Here is a 17,265-nt window from a genome sequence, read left to right on the forward strand (position 1 = left end):
CAATTATGTCAGAATTAGTTAAAATATCAAAGACTCAGTTTGAAAATGTATATCAGTGTGAATTTAATGACGGTACTACAAGGTTATGTACTAAAAATCTAGCTCCAGGCTTTAGTGTGTACGGGGAAAGATTATTTAAAGTAGAAGGAATAGAATATAGAGAATGGAATGCATTTAGAAGCAAATTAGGAGGGGCTATTTTAAAAGGTTTAAAGCAAAATCCAATCGTTAAAGGCACAAAAGTACTTTACCTTGGTGCAGCATCTGGTACAACTCCTAGTCATATATCAGATATTGTAGAATTAGAAGGTAAAGTTTATGGTGTTGAATTCTCTCCAAGAGTTGTAAGGGAGTTCTTATTAGTTGCTCAACATAGACCTAATTTATTCCCAATTTTAGCTGATGCTAGGTTTCCTCAATATTATAGGACATTAGTAGAGGACGTTGACGTATTGTATGTAGATATTGCACAACCAGATGAAACAGATATAGCTATTTACAACGCTAGATTTTTCTTAAAAGAAAATGGTTATATGCTCTTAGCTATAAAGGCTAGAAGTATTGATGTTACGAAAGAACCTACGGAGATTTATGAAATGGAAGTAAATAAATTAAAAGAGGCTAACTTTGATGTGTTACAAGTAGTTCAATTAGACCCGTATGATAAAGATCATGCTATGGTGTTATCAAAATATAAGGGAAAGTGAATGATAGATAAAATATTTGAAATTGGTTTAAAGAATTTTTTAAGTTTTTATCCACAAGAATTTGTTAGCTTAAGAGATGCACTTAATGGAAAATTAAGTATAAAATTGTCTGACGGATATTCTCACACTATGAAGATAGAAGAAATTAAAAAACTTTCTAATATTATTCCTATATATTTATGGTCTTTAGTAAAGATACCTTTTGTAATAGTAAAGACGTTAGATCCTGGAGAATATTTGGTTAATGGAAGTGAGTGGGAGATTAAGGCATTATCGATCTTACTTAATAAAGATGTAAGCAAGGGACTAAGGACTGGAGATGTTGAAAAAATAATAAAAGAATATAAATCTTTAATAATTATAACATTAAGTCCTATAAGTATTGCGAAAGAGGATGAGGAAGATGGTTACTATTACTGATGTTGCTGAATTGCTTTCAAAAAGATCATTAGAGTATTCTATGATTAATTACCCAGATAAAAAAGAGAAATCCATAGATATAATAGCTGTTAATAGAAATAGTAGAATGATAGTTAAGATAGTAGAAAGTAAAAAATCATTAAAAGTTAAATCTGATCTGAAAAATATTGCTAAAATTGGTCTTGGTATTCCTGTTATTATAGATGAGTCAACTGAAGAAGAGATAATAAATGACAAAGGAAACATTCTTGGAATGAATATAGAAACATTTCAGAAAATATTAGATGGAGAAAAAGTTTTCTTATACAAGACAAGGGGAGGACTTTTCGTTAAAATAAATTCAAAAGAGTTAAAAAAGAAAAGAGAAGAAATGGGGTTAAGTCTAGGAGAAGTCGCTCAAGCTCTTGGAGTTTCCAGGATTTCGATATATGATTATGAAAGGGAAGATTCTTATGTTTCTATTGATATAGCTGAGAAATTAGTAGAGTTATTTGGAGAAGAAATTTTAGGTGATGTTTTAAGTAATTTTAAGGTTGAGGAAAAAACTGATACAGAGTCTTACGATACAACTGATAAGATGAGTATAAGCTTAACTGAAAAAGGGTTTAAAGTTGTAAGAATGAACTTTACGGCTGTTGATATTATTGCATTAAAGGGAGATAGAAAAATTATGTTTTCAATGGAAGATGAGAATGTAAACAAATCTTTAAAGAAATTTAGCGAAGCGAAAAAGATTACTAATAAAATGAGGGCGGAACTAATAGTAATAGTGAAAGAGAGTAAAAGTAAAAAAATATATGAAAAAGAGGACTTTAATACTCTTACTGAAAACGAAATTATGAGCTATGAATTTGATTGAGATAAAAGAAGGAAAGGTTTCTTTATTAGTGCCAAATCCTAAAGATTACGAGAAGAATGGAAAATTTGACCCTAGTTGGGCTCCAGTGTTTTATAATCCTAGGATGAAATTAAATAGGGATATCAGTGTTTTAATAGTAAGTGTAATAAAGCCTAAAAGTATAATTGATGCGTTGTCGGCATCTGGGATCAGGGGACTACGTTATTATATTGAAGTGGGTGGAGTTGAAAAATTAATATTAAATGATAAGAATCCACTAGCAACAGAATTAATAAGAAAAAACATTGAAAAAAATAAAGTAGAAGCTCAAATTACCACAAGAGATGCAAATTCATTACTATATGAGGTCAAAGCAGAATTTGTAGATATTGATCCTTTTGGATCTCCTTCTCCTTTTATATTATCATCTATAAATAGCGTAATTAATAAAGGATATGTTGCATTTACAGCTACTGATTTGTCTGCATTAGAATGTTCTTCTAAATCCTCAGCTAGGAGAAAATATGATTTAATTTGCGATAAATTAAGCTTTTCAAAAGAGGCTGGAATTAGAGGTCTTATAGCTAAGGTAATCAGAGAATCTGCTATACTAGAAAAAGCTGCTTATCCAGTATTTTCGTTTTATTTTGACTATTATTATAGGGTAGTTTTTAGAGTAGAGAGTGGAGCAAAAAAGGCCGATAATTTATTATCAAAACAAGGCTATTATTATGAGTGTCCTAAATGCGGATTAAGAGAAGCTAGCGAGTATTTAGAAAAGAAAAAATGTCCTAAATGTGGGATAGATATGAAAAAATATGGGCCGGCTTGGTTAGGCACATTGTGGGAAAAAGATTTCGTAGAAAAAATGAGAGATAAACTAAATGACTTTTCTTATTTAGATAATTATTTTACTATAAATAAACTTTTGGATATAATAATAAAAGAATCTAAATATGATAATCCTTATTATAGAATAGATATTCTTTCTTCCTATCTAAAAAGAAATATTCCAAAAAGAGAATATATAATAAAATGTTTAGGTTCAGCTTCAGTTACTCATTTTGACTATAGGGGTATAAAAAGCGATAAAGGAATGGATGAAGTGAATGAATGTATTAAAAAATTAACTAGCTGAGTTTGAATTAGATAAAAGATATTTTGATAACTGGGGACAAGTAGAGGGCGAAATATAGCTTCCATTACCGCATTTCTTTAGGTTCTTACAAGTATAACAAGGAATTTCTATAATAGAAGATAAACTAACATATATATCTATTCCATCATCATCTATGGCAAATAACTTTATAATACTTTTCCCATTTTCTTTTACAGATCTTTTAATTATCTTTTTTTTCTCGATAAGCTTTTTAATTATCAAACTTGCTTCTTTAGTAGATAAGCCCAATTCCTTAATCAAATCTTTTTGAGGAATTCCATTATCTCCAGCTTCCTTTATCTTTTGATAAGCGAGATCTTCATATGATGATGTAGTTGATTCCATACAACCACCGTGTTGGCTATAATAATATATTGTTAAACTTGCTTATTTATTTTATTGTCTCTTAAAGTTTTACCTCTATTTCGAAATTAGATATAATTTCCTTATATCTATTTCTTATTGTAACTTCTGTTATATTCAATGCATTTGCAATATCTTTTTGAGTTTTCTTTACGTCCATAAGAGTACTCATTAAATATACGCTAGCTGCAGCTAATGCAGTATATCCTTTACCGCTTGTTAGTCCATACCTATGCATGAGATCAACTAATTCTGATGCTTTTGTGGATACAAATGGGGGAAGACTCAATTTTTCTACGATTTTAGGAATATATTCTGTTGGCCTAATGTTGGGCCTGAACTCTAATGAACTTTTAGCAACTTTTTGAACTCTTTCCAAAGCTTTCCATAATTCGCTAGATGAAATACCATAATTGGCTTTTATTTCCTGAAGAGACTTCGGTATTTTATTAACTTGACAAGAATAATAAAGCACGGCTGCTATAAGAGTGTACATATCTATTCTTTTTGCTTTACCCTCTTCAATGATTTTTCTAATAAGAAGAGAGGCTGTTTCTTTTACATATTCTGGCAAATTTAATTTTGCTGCTTCATTGTTTAATACAGATAAGTAAGTTACTAATTTCCTATCTTTAGGAGAAACTCTAAGCTTATTTTGAATTGCCCTTAACTTTTCAATTTTGGCCCTATTGTTTACCTTTGAATAACCGATTTTTGTGGTTAATCCATAATCATGTACTTTCGCAGTAATTGGTGATCCTGTTCTTTCTCTCTCTAACCTATCTTCTTCAGTATATGCTCTCCATTCAGGTCCTTGGTCAATGACGTAATCATCAATAACGAATCCACAGTTTGTACAAATATATGTTCCTCTATTAACATCTACTCTAACACTCTCACTTCCACAGTTGGGGCACTTCATTTTCTTCTTCCTCCTTTTCTCTTTTCTTTAAATTCAACGTATAATTTTCCTTCAGGTTTTGAGTTTGATATCGGCATAACAAGTACATAGGGCTCATTAACATTTCCTATAACATCTAGAATTTTACCTACTCTGTTGCCTTTTTCATCAATTAAGACTTTGCCTGTATATTCTTGAGATGAAAAATCTACTTTTGGATTACCCTTTAAAAGCCACTTATTATTCAGTGTATCTTTGTAAAATTCTCCAATCTCAACAAGTCTAATCTTTGTCACAAATATTATATCTCATTTGGTATATTAGTTAGTATTTATAATAATACTCTAGGAAAAGAAGATAAGGTATTATCATGCTTAGGATTAAGATTATTGGCTTTAAAGCTTATATTGAGTATCAGAAATAACTATAATAACTTTTGAATAGTAGTGATATACGAATGAGCGACTCAGTTGAATCAGAAGAAGAGCTTCAACAAAAGCTATCAAAAGCTTCTGAGGAATTAAGAAAGCTAAGGGAAGAGAGACAAAAAGTTATAGAAAATATAAGAAAATTGAGAGATAAGAGGAGGGAAAAAGTTAGTAAACTTAAAGAAGTAAGAGAACAAATTAAGCAATTAAGAGATGAGTTAAAGGCTAAAAGTGAAGAAATAAAGCAACTTTCTATGCAGAAACAAAGCCTTATACAGGTAATAAACGAGATAAAGAAAGAGTTTGAGCAGATAAAGAATATAGATAAGGTTAAAGAAAAATTAGACCCATCTCAAATTTTACGAAGAATTGAGCAATTGGAATGGAAGTTACAAACTTCAAGCTTAACATTAGAAGAGGAAAAAAAGATAATATTAAGAATAGCTAGTTTGGAGAAAAAATTGGAAGTTGCTAAGAAATTAGCTCAATTAAAAGAAAAGAATACTGAGAGTAGAGCAGAGCTTTTAGCTAAAAGAGTTGAGTTATCTACTATTAGACAAAGAATAGTTGAATTAAGAAATCAGATTTCAGAGAAGATTAAGATTTATCAACAGTTAAAAAGCGAGAGAGATTCCTTAAAGAAAGAAATAGAAACATTAAATAATCAAATTAATGATCTAGTAAATAAAAATAATGAACTTAAGAATAAGATAAATGAAAAGAAGGAGGAGCTAAGAAAATATAGAGAGGAATTGAAAAAAATAAGAGATATGTTAAAATCTAGAAATGTTACCGAAGTTTATGAACAACAACTCAAAAATGTTAATAAGGAGATAATTGAGAATAAACGTAAGAAAGTTGAGGAGAAATTAAAGAATAATAAGAGATTGACATTTGATGAACTTTTAATATTATACTACAATGATAAAGATAATAATGAGCAAGATTCTAATAATTTACGTTGATATTGATGACGATTTAGGCAAAATAGGAGTAGATACTCCTGCAATAGGTGAAGAAAAAGTAAAAAAAGCAATTGAAATAGCATCAGAGACTATTCCAACGGACTCCGATTTCAATACAATGGTAGTAGCATATAATATATATAAGAAGCTTCGTAAAGAAAACAATAATGTAGAAATAGCCTTTATTTCTGGATCTGAGAAAAGTAATGTAGAAAGTCAAATTGACTTTGCTAAAAAATTAGATAAAGCAATAGAAATCACTAATGCTGAAGAAGCAATAATAGTATATGATAGCCCAGAAGATGCCAAAGCAATACCAATTATTCAGTCTAAGTTAAAAGTTATTGGCATAGAAAGAGTTATTGTTGAACAGTATAGAGGGGTAGAAGAGACTTATGTTCTCTTAGGTAGATATATTAGAAAAGCCATTTCTGATCCTAGATTTGCAAGAATTTTTTTAGGCGTGCCTGGGATTATATTAATAATTATAGGTATTTTCTCTTTGTTAAATTTAACAATATATGCAACTCCAGCAATACTTATTGTTGTTGGGCTTGCATTGCTTGTTAGAGGTTTAAGAATTGATGAGTACATAGAACAATGGTGGGAAAACTCTACTATTATGGTTATAGCTGCTATAATTTCTATTATTTCAACAATAATAGGGATTGTAGAAGGCTATTACGTTGGTATAACAATAAAAGTATACGATGTTTCTTCTGTTTTCGAAATATTAACTGTAATCTTGCCATTTATAGTATTTGCTGTAGTTGTATTGTTTGGAGCAAAAGCGATAAGTAAAGTAATGAATAAAGACATAAAGGTATGGCATGATATTTTTAGAATAATATCAATAATTATAATCTATTATATGATCGTGCTAATATCTAAAAACTTTGAGGAAAATATAATAGGAGTTCAATTACAGACAATGTACACTTTATCAATAATAACAATGGTCTTAGTATCTCTTTATGTTGTATTTTCAATAATAGAAAAACGTTTAACATAAATTATTTAGGTAATTTATCTCTTAATTCTACTGGTAAATCTTCTTTCTTTAAAATCTTAGCCTTCTTGCTTACTCTTGTTACTACTTTACCTAGAATAATATATGCATTTACGTCATTTGCTTTTTCTGCTTTTTCATATGATTTTAGATATCTTATTTTAGCATATTTATTTTTGTCTAATTGTACATAAACGTATTTTTTATGTTTTAAAGTCATGTTTATCACCTAATGTTTAATAACTTAAAACTCTAACTCTTCCTCTTCGAAAGGTTTCACGCAGTCAAGCTCTACTAATTTATCGAATATCTTCTTTACGGCTTTGTGAACTTCTTCTTCTCTTTTAGCTCCAGTAATCACCATTTTCCCACTGCTAAAGATTAAGAGAACAACTCTAGGATCATCCATTCTGTATATTAGCCCAGGAAACTGTTCTGGTTCATACATATTATTTTCTAAAAGGAATGCTGCTTTATCTAAATTTACAATAACGTGTAAATTAGCTGATGCTACAATATTTTGAATTTGTATTTTAGGTTTTCCGGTTAAATTCATGCCATACTTTTTAAGTGTTTTTATTATTCTTTTTACAGCTTTAATTAGTTCATCTGTGCTTTTTGCTCCAGTAACTACCATTTTACCAGACTTAAATATGAGTGAGGTAACTTTTGGTGCTTCAAGTCTAAAAATTAATCCAGGGAATTGGTCTGGATCATATTCAACATTAGGAACGCTTCTTTCCATAGCATATAAATCTAAATTTTGATCCAGGGTGACAGTTGCTACAATGTTTTCAATATTTACTACTGCCTTGTAAGGTATTTCTGGGATATTTGACCACCTACAAAATACTTTATAAATACACATTTATAAATTGCTATTTAAAGTAGAATGTCCTTAAGCAATCCTAGTTCTGGGAATTCCATTATTCCTTCTTTTTCGATAATAACATATGGTTTAGCTTTTTCTAGAATTGAGTATTCACGCATAATTTGTGACATATAGTTAGAATGAATTAACGATATATCATTTCCAGCCTGATAGATTCCTATAGCCGGTAAAACTATTACTTTAGAGTTATTTTTAAGGGGAGTTACGAGGAAGCATTGCATTCTTCTGATAAATCCTAATTTATCTCTTAATCCTAATCTTGGATGCTCATGTCCTATTATGTAAACTTTGTTTTCTTCTATTGGTATGTTTAAGTGACCATGAAAGATAGTTAGGTTATCTACTGTTAATGAGTCTACAAGCTTAATATTATCAAATTTTTCTGTAACTAAAGAGAGATAGTTATCATGATTTCCTTTAACAATAGTAATTTCTGTTCCATCATCTTTCAACTCTTGGAAAATTTCAGTAAGCTCGTTTTTCTCTTGCTTGGTTAGTCTGTTAAACGTATGTTTTAGATCTCCATTAATAATTAATTTATTAGTTTTAAATACTTCTCTTGCTCTTCTAAAAATAGTTAGGAACCTCTTCTTTTGTACTTTAGGTATAAATATTCCTTTTGATGCCATTTCTTCCTCATAACCTATGTGAACGTCAGAAAGTACAATAGAATTTAATCTCTTAATATATATAACAGGTAAATCTTCATCAATGAAAATATCCTCAGTTAGACTTATCATCATTTTATAGTCTAATTTAATACTAATAAATGTCAGTTTAGATACAATGGCAACACTTAAACTTATAGGTTTAGGATTGTCTAAAAGATTTTTAACAGAAAAAGCAATAAATGAGATAAAATCTTGTGATATTGTCCTATTCGAGACTTATACATCATTATCATGCGATCTAACTCCAGATTTTATCAAAACTTTAAATAGTAACTTGCTTACTGTAGATAGAAAGTACATAGAGAATAATAGTAAAGAAATAATCAAATTATTATCTGAAAAAAATAATGTATGCATAGTGACTATAGGAGATCCAATGATAGCTACAACTCACGTTAGTCTTATCGTTGAGGCTAAAGTGAAAGGACATGAGTTCGTAGTTGTACCAGCAATATCGGTACATTGTTATATTATGTCAAAGTCTATGCTATCTTCATATAAATTTGGAAAATCTGTTACGATAGCTTATCCTTACGGTGAGAAAATTGATACAACCCCTTATAACGTGATTTATGATAACTTCGTAAGAGGTTTACATACCATATTATATCTTGATTTAAAGGAGGGTAAAGCAATGTCAGCAAAAGAAGCTATTGAGTTGTTAATAGAAATGGAAAGAATTGAAAAGAAGGGTTTAATTACTGATGAGAGAGTTATTATTATAGGTCAGAGATTAGGTTGTGAAGATGAAGAGGTAGTTGCTCTTAAGGTTAAAGATATATCAAATTATAAATTTAAGGAACCACCTCATATTATTGTATTCCCTACAGATAAATTGCACTTCATGGAGGTTGAAGCTATAAAATGTCTAATGAAATAAGAAGTAGAGTAGAAAAATATATAAAAGGGATGGAAGAGAGGTTGCAGAAAATACCTGGCAATATATGTGATAAATATAGGAAAATACTTGATCTAGCGAGGCAATACACTGATGATGCAAAATATTATTTAGAAAAAGGAGACGAAGTAACTGCGTTAGTAGACGTGGTGTATGCAGAAGGTCTTTTAGATTCTGTTATATTTAATGAAAACCTTGATATTGATTCTCAGATATCAAAAAAAGTATTTGTTGGTGGCACTTTTGACATTATTCATCCTGGTCACATTGAGTTTTTAAGAGAAGCATCAAGGTTAGGAAGAGTTTATGTTTCAGTTGCTAGAGATACTAATTCAGAAAAAATTAAGGGCAGAAAGCCCATAAATAATGAGAATCAAAGATTAGAAGTTGTTAAGAGTATTAGATATGTTTATGATGCCTTTTTAGGAGATGAAAAAGATTTTCTAAAAAGTGTCGAAAGAGTTAAACCAGATATATTGTTTTTAGGCCCAGATCAGAAAGTTGATGAAAATAAACTGAAAGAAGAATTAAGGAAAAGAGGAATAGAGAATATTGAAATCGTAAGATTAAAAGAAAGAATAAATAAATGGCCTCACTCTAGTACTACGTCTATAATCCAAGAAGTTATAAAAAGATATTGTAGTCAGAGATAAACTTCAACTTCTACTTCATCTCCATCTTTAAGATTTAATTTTTCTCTTAGATAATATGGTGAAATTATCTCTACTACACTTTTAGGATGGGTTGTTCTTGCTGGTATAACTATTGCAGCTGGTGAGATAGAGTTGATAGAAGAAGGAAATGCCTTAACACTCCCTAATACTCTGTTAGGTTCTTTATGTTCTGGTATAATTATTCCCTTAGCAATGTCCAAAATTAACCTATTTTCTAGTGAAATTCTGTCATAAATTATTATATTTAAGGTGCCAGCATAAGGTTCAAACCCTAAATATTTCTTAAAGGATTCTGTATAATAAGGTATTGATAAGAATATTCTTCCCTCTCCTAATCCAGCCGTAACTTTACCCCTAATATGAACTACTTTTGTTCTCATTATCAGTTGTAGCACATCTTCAATACATTTTTTTAGTTCGTCTTCTCCCTTATCAGTAAGTTTAATATATTCTCCATCCTTTGTTATAATTCTTTGAATAAAGCCATCATCTTCAAGTTCCTTCAATTTTCTTGATATAGTCTGTTGGGAAAGTCCAGTTTCTTTAGAAATTTCTGATTGAGTTATTAATCTATCATTATTTAGTAGTTTGAATAGTTTACATGCAAATAGTGTGTCTTTTCAAGTCTCTCCCTCCGTACAACCTAATTCTGCCTCTTTATATTCTCCATTTATATCGTCTTCAATATCTTTAGTGGCCCAATTCCAATCATTTGTCCAAGCATTTCCGATTTGTATGGGTCTATTTAATTTACTTAAAAGAACTATTCTACTCGGAACATGCTCAGATAGAATCTTATAGCCAGTATATTCAGCTAATTTATAAGCAAATTCTTTAATTTCAGAGTGTCTAGGCATTGCATCCTTACTTAGTCTATAAGTTGAAGGACCTACATGCATGTATGCTTTAACTTCTATATAAGTAGGTTGTGCAATTTCCATTAGCTTAGCAAACTCCTTAGCATCTTCATCACTCATATTAAATCCTTTTATCATTGTCATTCTTATTACAGTAGGCGAACTAAAGCTAGGTAAAATTTCTAATGTTCTCATGACTAAATTCCATGAATTTGCAACAATAGGTCTATTTATTAATTTATGCTTAAACTCGTTAGGAGCCTGAAGAGACACAAATAATTGTGTTGGTTCTTCATCTAGGTTTGCTAAAATGTCTGGCCTAACTCCACTAGTTACTAAAAACGTTGTCATTCCTCTCTTATGATACTCTTTTATGAGTTCTCCTAACCTTTCATAGAGGGTGGGTTCACCAGTAAGGCTAATTGCAACATGTCTAGGTGTCATTGCTTCTCTGACTTTTTCTTTATCTACTCCTTCTCTTCCAAAATACCCAGATACTGCTCTTTTATGTTCTTCAATACTTTTCTCAGCTATAATATCTGGGTCATCCTGAACAGGCATTTTAGTTTCATCCCATTCGATGCCTATATCTTCTGGTTCTAGTCTCCAGCAATGAATACATCTAAACCAGCACCAAGCTGCTGTAGGTGACATCTGTACACATCTATGACTTTCTATACCGTAGAATTTTCCTTTATAGCAATATCTTCCAGATGTTAATGCTTCATGTGTCCAGTGACATTTTTTATATACGCTATGATTTCCTACTATGTGGTATTTTTCTTTCTCTAACTCTTTCATTATTAAGCTTAAAGTGTCAATTCTAAGATTACTTACCATCTACTACATTTCAGAGTGTTGGATTAAAAACTTTAACTTAATGGTGCAGTTAAATCATAAAGCTTTAAGACTTTTTCTATTTCAGCAGATAAAGTCATAAGATAGTAATCTGATAGATACTTTCCCATAAGCTGTAAACCTACTGGCAAATCATTATAGAATCCGGCTGGTTGAGATAAAGCAGGAACACCGGCTAAATTGGCAATTACAGTATTTACATCCATGGCATACATTTTTACTGGGTCATCAATTACTTCTCCGATTTTGGGAGGAAGTACAGTCATTGTAGGAGAAATAATAACATCAAATTCTTTCAGTAAGTTATCTATGCTATCCTTTATTAATCTCCTAATTTTTAAGGCTTTTATATAGAATTCCTCATAATAACCAGCACTTAATATAAAACTACCTAGTAATATCCTTCGTTTAACTTCTATTCCAAATCCTTCTCCCCTATTTTTTGCAAATGTCTCTCTCCAATTTCCTTCAGAATACTTACTATAGCCATATCTTACACCATCGTATCTAGCTAAATTCGAACTAGCTTCTGACATTGCTATTATGTAATATGCTGGTAAAGCATAGTCCGTATAACCTAATTTTACTTCTTTAATTATAGCACCTTCAGAGCTTAGTTTATCCAAAGCTGTGTTAAAGACTGAAATTACTGGTTTATCAGAGGCATCAACAATATCCTTTAATACTCCTATTTTTGTATTTTTCAAGTTTACTTTTTCTACAATTTTTTGTTCAAATGGGATAGTAGTAGCATCTTTAGGATCGTCACCAGAAATTATCGAATAAAGAACAGCAAGATCTTCAGCGTTTTTTGCCATAGGTCCTATTTGTTCTAAGCTATTGGCATAGGCTACTAAACCAAATCTGCTAACTGTTCCATAAGAGGGCTTTAATCCAAATACTGCATTAAATGCTGCTGGAGCTCTGATAGAACCTCCAGTATCACTTCCTAGTGCTATATCAACAATTCCAGAAGCTAAAGCAGCTCCACTACCACCGGAACTTCCACCTGGAGTCCTTTCTAAATCCCAAGGATTTCTAGTTGGACCAAAATAACTTGTTTCTGTCGTTGATCCCATTGCAAATTCATCCATATTGGTTTTGCCTAAAATTACAGCTCCTTCTTGTTTTAATTTCTCTATAACAGTGGCATCATAAGGTGGTATATAATCTTCCAACATTTTTGAGGCACAAGTAGTTCTTATTCCTTTAGTGGAGATGTTATCTTTTATTGCAATCAATATCCCGGCTAATTTTCCTTTACTTCTTATTTTTTCTTTAATTTCTTTCTTTACTTCTTCTTTTTCTCTTATAGTAATAAAAGCCCTTATTTTTGGCTCTAATCTGTTAATTTTTTCATAAGTTTTTTCTACGTACTCTTCTGGATCGAGTGTACCATTACGTAGATCTTCAATAAGTTTAGAGATCATTTTATTCACCATAAGTCGCTGGTCCTATAATATATCCATCTTCTTTCCTTTTTACATTCTTTAATGCCTCTTCTCTGCCTAACGGCTTTATTATTTCATCTTTTCTTAACTTACCAGTAGAAATTGGATGAAACAACGGTTCTACTCCAGTTAAGTCAAGTTGATTTATTTTATCAAAAAAGTCTAAAATATTTTTTATATCTTTCTTTATTCTTTCTTTTTCTTTTTCATTCAGCTCAAGCAATGCTAGGGTTTGCAATTTAGAAATAAGTTCATCATTAACTTCAATTTTCATTTCTTTTCACACTCTCACTAATCCATTTTAAATATTCAGGTAGCCCATCATTAAAGTTTATTATAATAATTTCTGGCACTGTATAGGGATGTAGTTCCCTTATCCTTCTTATTAAATTTTCTTTTTCTTTTATGTGAGTTTTTATTATAAGTAAACACTCATCATCCTCTGTTGTTTTTCCTTCCCAAACATAGAAGGATTTTACATAAGGTATAATATTTACACAAGCAGCCAATCTTTCATCTACTAATGTTTTTGCTATTTTCTTTGCAGTTTCCATTCCACTAGTGGTAGTTAATGCCAGTATATATGACATAATTAATTAATGTCTTTTAATCATTAAAAGTCAATGAGAGCTGAAGAGTTACTTGATATTATTAACTGGGAAGGGTTTAGGGAAGCATTATTTTACGGAATTAGTGAGTGTGAAGAATTAGGAAAAGAATTCATTGGAATTACGCTAAGTACTGGAGATGGGTTAATTTTAAGAGTGAATCCTTACGAAAATGAAGTTTTGTATATATTCTTATATTCTGATAGAAAGTATCCATTAGATGATCTAAAAGTAGTAGGCATTTTTAAGCCAAGTGATGATAGTAATACCTATTTTATATACCAAATAACTAATTTAAGGAATTTTTTAAATAAGTATGGTAGTGATATTAAAGTCATTTATGTTGAAGTGATCAAAGGTGCTCTTGAAGACTTTTTATATTCAGCGATGGCTTGATGAGAATACATTTAAGAGATTATTAACCTTTTCTAGATTTATATCCAGAACTGAGAGGGGTTCTCAATTTGTTATAGACATAGATAGAGCTAGGAAAAATAAAGTAAAGTTAGATGATATAATTTCTACTCTTTCTGATTTAGGAATTAAATTAGAGGAAAATGAGATAAAGGAAATATCAAAGTATTTGCCAGAGTACGACATAGAATTTGAATTAAAGGATGGTAAACTTCTCATAAAGCCTCACATCTTTATGTTAGATATAGTGAAAGATCTTAAGGAAAAAGAAATTTTAAAGTATGATAAAGTGAATAAGGTTTATGTTACTTATCCTTACTACTATTATATCTTAAAAAATAGATTAGAAGAATATGGATTAAAAATAAGGGAATTAAAGTTAGATATAAAAGAACTAAATGTTAATTTCAAAGGGGAATTAAGAGATTATCAAAAAGAAGCTATAGAAACATGGAAACAAAAAGATGGTTCCGGCGTAATTGCTTTGCCAACTGGTGCTGGGAAAACTGTTATTGGAATTGCTATTTTAGCAGAAGTTAAGAGATCTACATTAATAGTTACATTTACAAAAGATCAAATGATACAATGGAGAGACTCACTATTTAAATTTACGGATTTAAGCAAAAGCGATGTAGGTCTTTACTATTCACAAGAAAAAACTATAAGGCCAGTTACTATAACAACGTATCACACAGCATATAGGCATATGAAAGAATTATCAGGAAAGTTTAATCTTCTTATAATAGATGAGGCTCATCATTTACCAGCAGAGAAATTTAAGCAAATAGCTTTACAGTGTATAGCTGCTAAAAGACTCGCTCTTTCTGCTACTCCAGTAAGAGAAGACGGTAAACATGAAGAATTGTTTAAATTAATGGGCGGCTTAATATATTTCAAAACTCCTCAAGAGTTAATACAGAAAGGTTATCTGGCTCCTTATGAATTAATTCAGTTAAGAGTAGATTTAACTCCGAAAGAAAAAATGAAATATTCATCTCTTCTTTCACAATTTAGAAAGCTATCTGGAGGGAAGAAAGTTTCTGAGTTACTTCAATTGATGAAAGAAGGGAATCAGAATGCTATTGAAGCAATGAAAATATATAATGAAATGAAGAAAATAGTAAATTTGGCTGAAAATAAACTAAAGGTACTGGACGATATAATAAAGAAAGAAAATGGAAGCAAAATATTGATTTTTACACAATATGTGGAGCAAGCAGAAGAAATTGCGAAAAAATATAACGCTTATTTAATAACAGGCAAAACAAATAAGAATGAAAGAGAGAGAATTCTAAAAATATTCAAAACTTTAAAGTCTGGAATTCTAGTATTAACAACAGTTGGGGATGAAGGATTAGATATACCAGATGCTAATGTAGGTATAATTGTAACGGGTACGGGATCAAGAAGACAATTTATTCAAAGGTTAGGAAGATTACTCAGACCTAGTAATGGAAAAGTAGCTAAATTATATGAAATAGTTACCAGAGGCACCGCAGAAGAGTATCAAGCTTCAAAGAGAAAAGATATTACTTTCGGTATAACTTCCTATTCAAGTTCTGAAGACGATCTTATGTAATAGAAAAGGGAATATGCAAAAGTTCGTATAATAGGTGTTGTGGGTTTTGAGTAAATAATTACCTTATCCTTATCTATTGAAACTAGTGGTATATCGTTAATTGTAACTATAGGATATCCTTTAGTGTTTACTTTACTTAATGGTATCTCTAAGTTATCAAGAAATTTCTTTAAAGTGAAAGCTGTTAAAATTTTACTACATTTTATGTTTAGTTCTCCTTTCACTACTGTAATATTTTCAGAAACAAACTCTATTTTTTCGTCTCCTTTAATCTTATACCCATCTATCCATGAAGGACTTTCTATAATTTCTCCACACGAATCTGAGATTTTTGAGAGAGGAGGATAAACTATAAGATTTTTATTTATTTTTAATAATGCAGGATAAGTTATTATTATGTCTCCTATTTGAGCATCTAAGTTAATGTTTGCTTTACATATTCGAGCTCCTTTATCAACATAAGGCATTTTAACTCTTGTTATATATTAACTTTTGAATGATATAACCTTGTAAGGTCTGATAAATGATGAGTAACTAGGCTGTTGATTATGAGATGGTTAAAGAAAAGAGAAATAGTCATTTATTATTTACTTTATAAAAAATTTAAGTATAATGAGTTTAATATTGGATTAGCAATAGATCTTCTTTCGCCATATTTTAGCAAGAAAACGATAAAAAACACTATAAAATATATGACAAAAATAGGAATTATTAATAAGTTAAACGAAACCGAATATAGATTAATTCCTTTTGAGGACTATTTATCTACAATTTCTTTCCAATATTTAAAAAGAAGAGCTACTCTTCGTCGTAAAATTCAATAGTGATTTTTACTTTTACATCTTTTTTGCTTATTGGTGGTATTTTGTCTCCGAAGTCTACTCCTACTACTACTGGATTTCCCATTGAATCGTTAAATTTGACTTCAGCAACATAGTGAAGTTTTGGTTGTTGCTGCATCATGTTTAGGACTTCATTGTAAATCCTTGTCAATGCCATTTGAAACGCTAATGGGCTTGATAAATCTTCTGGCTTAAGTTGAATTGAAACTAAATTACCCATAACTTCTCCTATTTTTGCTCTTCCTTCAAATTCTACCTTATAAGAAGGTTGAGTATTTTCTGGCATTATCTCACATAAGTATATAATAAGTTATTGCTAATTAATCTATTGCTTAAAGAAAAGAGACTAATAAAAAGGCTTTATCTTTGCTTTTATGCTTTCTTCCTAATTGCTATCTCTATTGTTGATACTCTAGACTGTCTACCGTCTTGGCTTGTTACTACTTGGCTACCAATCCTTATTTCTTTAACTTCTATTTTGTCTGGTAGGAATCTGTTTCTTACTATTTCTACAGTATCAACAGCTTTGCTTATTGCTCTTCCTCTTGCTTTTATTATTATTTCGCTAACACCTTGGTTTAATAGTGTTAAAGCTGCTAATACGTAATTCATTACTGGCTTTTTACCTACTAATACTACATTGCTTGGAGTTGGGGTTGCAGTGCTGCTCATTTTTTCCACCCAAGTGGTCGGATATTAGAATATGAACAAGGATAATAAAGTTATCTTAA

At 30.4% G+C, this 17,265-nt stretch carries 24 protein-coding genes and 1 pseudogene; 11 read left to right on the plus strand and 14 right to left on the minus strand.

All coding sequences use genetic code 11. The annotated features are described in order from the left end of the window. Positions 1-5: 5 nt before the first annotated feature. Genes ACAM25_RS11435 through ACAM25_RS11450 form a run of 4 tightly spaced genes read left to right on the plus strand, consistent with a single transcriptional unit; the run spans position 6 to position 3,103 of the window. Complete coding sequence (locus ACAM25_RS11435; RefSeq protein ID WP_369609846.1) at positions 6-707, plus strand: fibrillarin-like rRNA/tRNA 2'-O-methyltransferase; 702 nt, start codon at positions 6-8, stop codon at positions 705-707. Then, positions 708-1,127, plus strand: coding sequence for a DUF61 family protein (locus ACAM25_RS11440; RefSeq protein WP_369609847.1), 420 nt, complete (start codon positions 708-710; stop codon positions 1,125-1,127). It abuts the gene before it with no gap. Then, positions 1,111-1,986, plus strand: a complete 876-nt coding sequence (locus tag ACAM25_RS11445; RefSeq protein ID WP_369609848.1) for a helix-turn-helix domain-containing protein — start codon at positions 1,111-1,113, stop codon at positions 1,984-1,986. Before ACAM25_RS11440 ends, ACAM25_RS11445 begins: the two co-directional genes overlap by 17 nt. Continuing rightward, positions 1,973-3,103 (plus strand): tRNA (guanine(26)-N(2))-dimethyltransferase, encoded by a 1,131-nt coding sequence (locus ACAM25_RS11450; RefSeq protein WP_369609849.1) that lies wholly within the window; start codon positions 1,973-1,975, stop codon positions 3,101-3,103. The genes ACAM25_RS11445 and ACAM25_RS11450 overlap by 14 nt, the downstream gene beginning before the upstream one ends. On the opposite strand, the gene ACAM25_RS11455 is transcribed toward ACAM25_RS11450, so the two are convergent. The 3 genes from ACAM25_RS11455 to ACAM25_RS11465 form a co-directional block, all read right to left on the minus strand. Next, positions 3,092-3,469 carry a winged helix-turn-helix domain-containing protein gene (locus ACAM25_RS11455; RefSeq protein ID WP_369609850.1) on the minus strand — a complete coding sequence of 126 codons (378 nt, stop codon included), beginning with the start codon at positions 3,467-3,469 and terminating at the stop codon, positions 3,092-3,094. The two genes, ACAM25_RS11450 and ACAM25_RS11455, sit on opposite strands and share 12 nt — an antisense overlap. A gap of 61 nt (positions 3,470-3,530) precedes the next feature. Further along, complete coding sequence (locus ACAM25_RS11460; protein WP_369609851.1) at positions 3,531-4,409, minus strand: transcription initiation factor IIB family protein; 879 nt, start codon at positions 4,407-4,409, stop codon at positions 3,531-3,533. Beyond that, entirely contained in the window at positions 4,406-4,684 is a 279-nt protein-coding gene (locus tag ACAM25_RS11465; protein ID WP_369609852.1) for a Gar1/Naf1 family protein, read from the minus strand. The genes ACAM25_RS11460 and ACAM25_RS11465 overlap by 4 nt, the downstream gene beginning before the upstream one ends. Before the next feature lie 161 nt (positions 4,685-4,845). On the opposite strand from ACAM25_RS11465, the gene ACAM25_RS11470 reads away from it, so the two are divergent. Together ACAM25_RS11470 and ACAM25_RS11475 are read left to right on the plus strand one after the other, a co-directional pair. Further along, positions 4,846-5,781 (plus strand): coiled-coil protein, encoded by a 936-nt coding sequence (locus ACAM25_RS11470; RefSeq protein ID WP_369609853.1) that lies wholly within the window; start codon positions 4,846-4,848, stop codon positions 5,779-5,781. After that, entirely contained in the window at positions 5,753-6,793 is a 1,041-nt protein-coding gene (locus ACAM25_RS11475) for a DUF373 family protein (RefSeq protein WP_369609854.1), read from the plus strand. Before ACAM25_RS11470 ends, ACAM25_RS11475 begins: the two co-directional genes overlap by 29 nt. A 1-nt stretch (position 6,794) precedes the next feature. On the opposite strand, the gene ACAM25_RS11480 is transcribed toward ACAM25_RS11475, so the two are convergent. From ACAM25_RS11480 to ACAM25_RS11490, 3 genes are read right to left on the minus strand one after another with little or no spacing between them, the layout of a single operon-like run. Continuing rightward, positions 6,795-7,010, minus strand: a complete 216-nt coding sequence (locus ACAM25_RS11480; protein WP_369609855.1) for a DUF5622 domain-containing protein — start codon at positions 7,008-7,010, stop codon at positions 6,795-6,797. A 24-nt stretch (positions 7,011-7,034) separates the two neighbouring features. Then, on the minus strand, positions 7,035-7,658 hold the full coding sequence (locus tag ACAM25_RS11485; RefSeq protein WP_369609856.1) for a TATA-box-binding protein: 624 nt from the start codon (positions 7,656-7,658) through the stop codon (positions 7,035-7,037). Between the two features lie 14 nt (positions 7,659-7,672). Further along, on the minus strand, positions 7,673-8,422 hold the full coding sequence (locus ACAM25_RS11490; RefSeq protein WP_369609857.1) for a metallophosphoesterase: 750 nt from the start codon (positions 8,420-8,422) through the stop codon (positions 7,673-7,675). 46 nt (positions 8,423-8,468) lie between these two features. Between ACAM25_RS11490 and dph5 the strand changes: the two genes are divergently transcribed. Together dph5 and ACAM25_RS11500 are read left to right on the plus strand one after the other, a co-directional pair. Further along, a complete protein-coding gene (gene dph5, locus ACAM25_RS11495) occupies positions 8,469-9,233 on the plus strand; it encodes a diphthine synthase (RefSeq protein WP_369609858.1) in 765 nt (254 codons plus the stop codon). Next, positions 9,218-9,904 (plus strand): DUF357 domain-containing protein, encoded by a 687-nt coding sequence (locus ACAM25_RS11500; RefSeq protein ID WP_369609859.1) that lies wholly within the window; start codon positions 9,218-9,220, stop codon positions 9,902-9,904. The genes dph5 and ACAM25_RS11500 overlap by 16 nt, the downstream gene beginning before the upstream one ends. On the opposite strand, the pseudogene ACAM25_RS11505 reads toward ACAM25_RS11500, so the two are convergent. The 5 genes and pseudogenes from ACAM25_RS11505 to cutA form a co-directional block, all read right to left on the minus strand. Continuing rightward, positions 9,895-10,506 (minus strand): annotated as a pseudogene (locus ACAM25_RS11505) (DUF120 domain-containing protein); the annotation flags it as partial. The gene ACAM25_RS11500 and the pseudogene ACAM25_RS11505 sit on opposite strands and share 10 nt — an antisense overlap. Positions 10,507-10,545: 39 nt before the next feature. Continuing rightward, entirely contained in the window at positions 10,546-11,622 is a 1,077-nt protein-coding gene (gene twy1, locus ACAM25_RS11510; protein WP_369609860.1) for a 4-demethylwyosine synthase TYW1, read from the minus strand. A gap of 32 nt (positions 11,623-11,654) precedes the next feature. Then, entirely contained in the window at positions 11,655-13,070 is a 1,416-nt protein-coding gene (gene gatA, locus ACAM25_RS11515; protein WP_369609861.1) for an Asp-tRNA(Asn)/Glu-tRNA(Gln) amidotransferase subunit GatA, read from the minus strand. A gap of 1 nt (position 13,071) precedes the next feature. Then, the gene (gene gatC / locus ACAM25_RS11520) at positions 13,072-13,365 is read right to left on the minus strand and encodes an Asp-tRNA(Asn) amidotransferase subunit GatC (protein ID WP_369609862.1); all 294 of its coding nucleotides are present in this window, start codon (positions 13,363-13,365) and stop codon (positions 13,072-13,074) included. After that, a complete protein-coding gene (gene cutA, locus ACAM25_RS11525) occupies positions 13,355-13,681 on the minus strand; it encodes a divalent-cation tolerance protein CutA (RefSeq protein ID WP_369609863.1) in 327 nt (108 codons plus the stop codon). Before cutA ends, gatC begins: the two co-directional genes overlap by 11 nt. 33 nt (positions 13,682-13,714) lie before the next feature. Here cutA and ACAM25_RS11530 point away from each other — a divergent pair, with 33 nt between their 5' ends. After that, positions 13,715-14,095 (plus strand): hypothetical protein, encoded by a 381-nt coding sequence (locus ACAM25_RS11530; RefSeq protein ID WP_369609864.1) that lies wholly within the window; start codon positions 13,715-13,717, stop codon positions 14,093-14,095. After that, complete coding sequence (locus tag ACAM25_RS11535; RefSeq protein ID WP_369609865.1) at positions 14,058-15,692, plus strand: DEAD/DEAH box helicase; 1,635 nt, start codon at positions 14,058-14,060, stop codon at positions 15,690-15,692. The genes ACAM25_RS11530 and ACAM25_RS11535 overlap by 38 nt, the downstream gene beginning before the upstream one ends. Here ACAM25_RS11535 and ACAM25_RS11540 read toward each other — a convergent pair. Then, positions 15,662-16,159: a hypothetical protein gene (locus ACAM25_RS11540; RefSeq protein WP_369609866.1), complete on the minus strand. Its 498-nt coding sequence runs from the start codon at positions 16,157-16,159 to the stop codon at positions 15,662-15,664. The genes ACAM25_RS11535 and ACAM25_RS11540 overlap by 31 nt on opposite strands. 75 nt (positions 16,160-16,234) lie before the next feature. Between ACAM25_RS11540 and ACAM25_RS11545 the strand changes: the two genes are divergently transcribed. After that, a complete protein-coding gene (locus ACAM25_RS11545; RefSeq protein WP_369609867.1) occupies positions 16,235-16,516 on the plus strand; it encodes a hypothetical protein in 282 nt (93 codons plus the stop codon). Here the strand turns inward: ACAM25_RS11545 and ACAM25_RS11550 are convergent. Then, positions 16,491-16,820 carry a hypothetical protein gene (locus ACAM25_RS11550; protein ID WP_010979309.1) on the minus strand — a complete coding sequence of 110 codons (330 nt, stop codon included), beginning with the start codon at positions 16,818-16,820 and terminating at the stop codon, positions 16,491-16,493. The genes ACAM25_RS11545 and ACAM25_RS11550 overlap by 26 nt on opposite strands. 86 nt (positions 16,821-16,906) lie before the next feature. Next, on the minus strand, positions 16,907-17,206 hold the full coding sequence (gene albA, locus ACAM25_RS11555; RefSeq protein WP_010979310.1) for a DNA-binding protein Alba: 300 nt from the start codon (positions 17,204-17,206) through the stop codon (positions 16,907-16,909). Between the last annotated feature and the right edge of the window lie 59 nt (positions 17,207-17,265).

This window comes from Sulfurisphaera javensis (genome assembly GCF_041154675.1).
Taxonomy (GTDB): domain Archaea; phylum Thermoproteota; class Thermoprotei_A; order Sulfolobales; family Sulfolobaceae; genus Sulfurisphaera; species Sulfurisphaera javensis.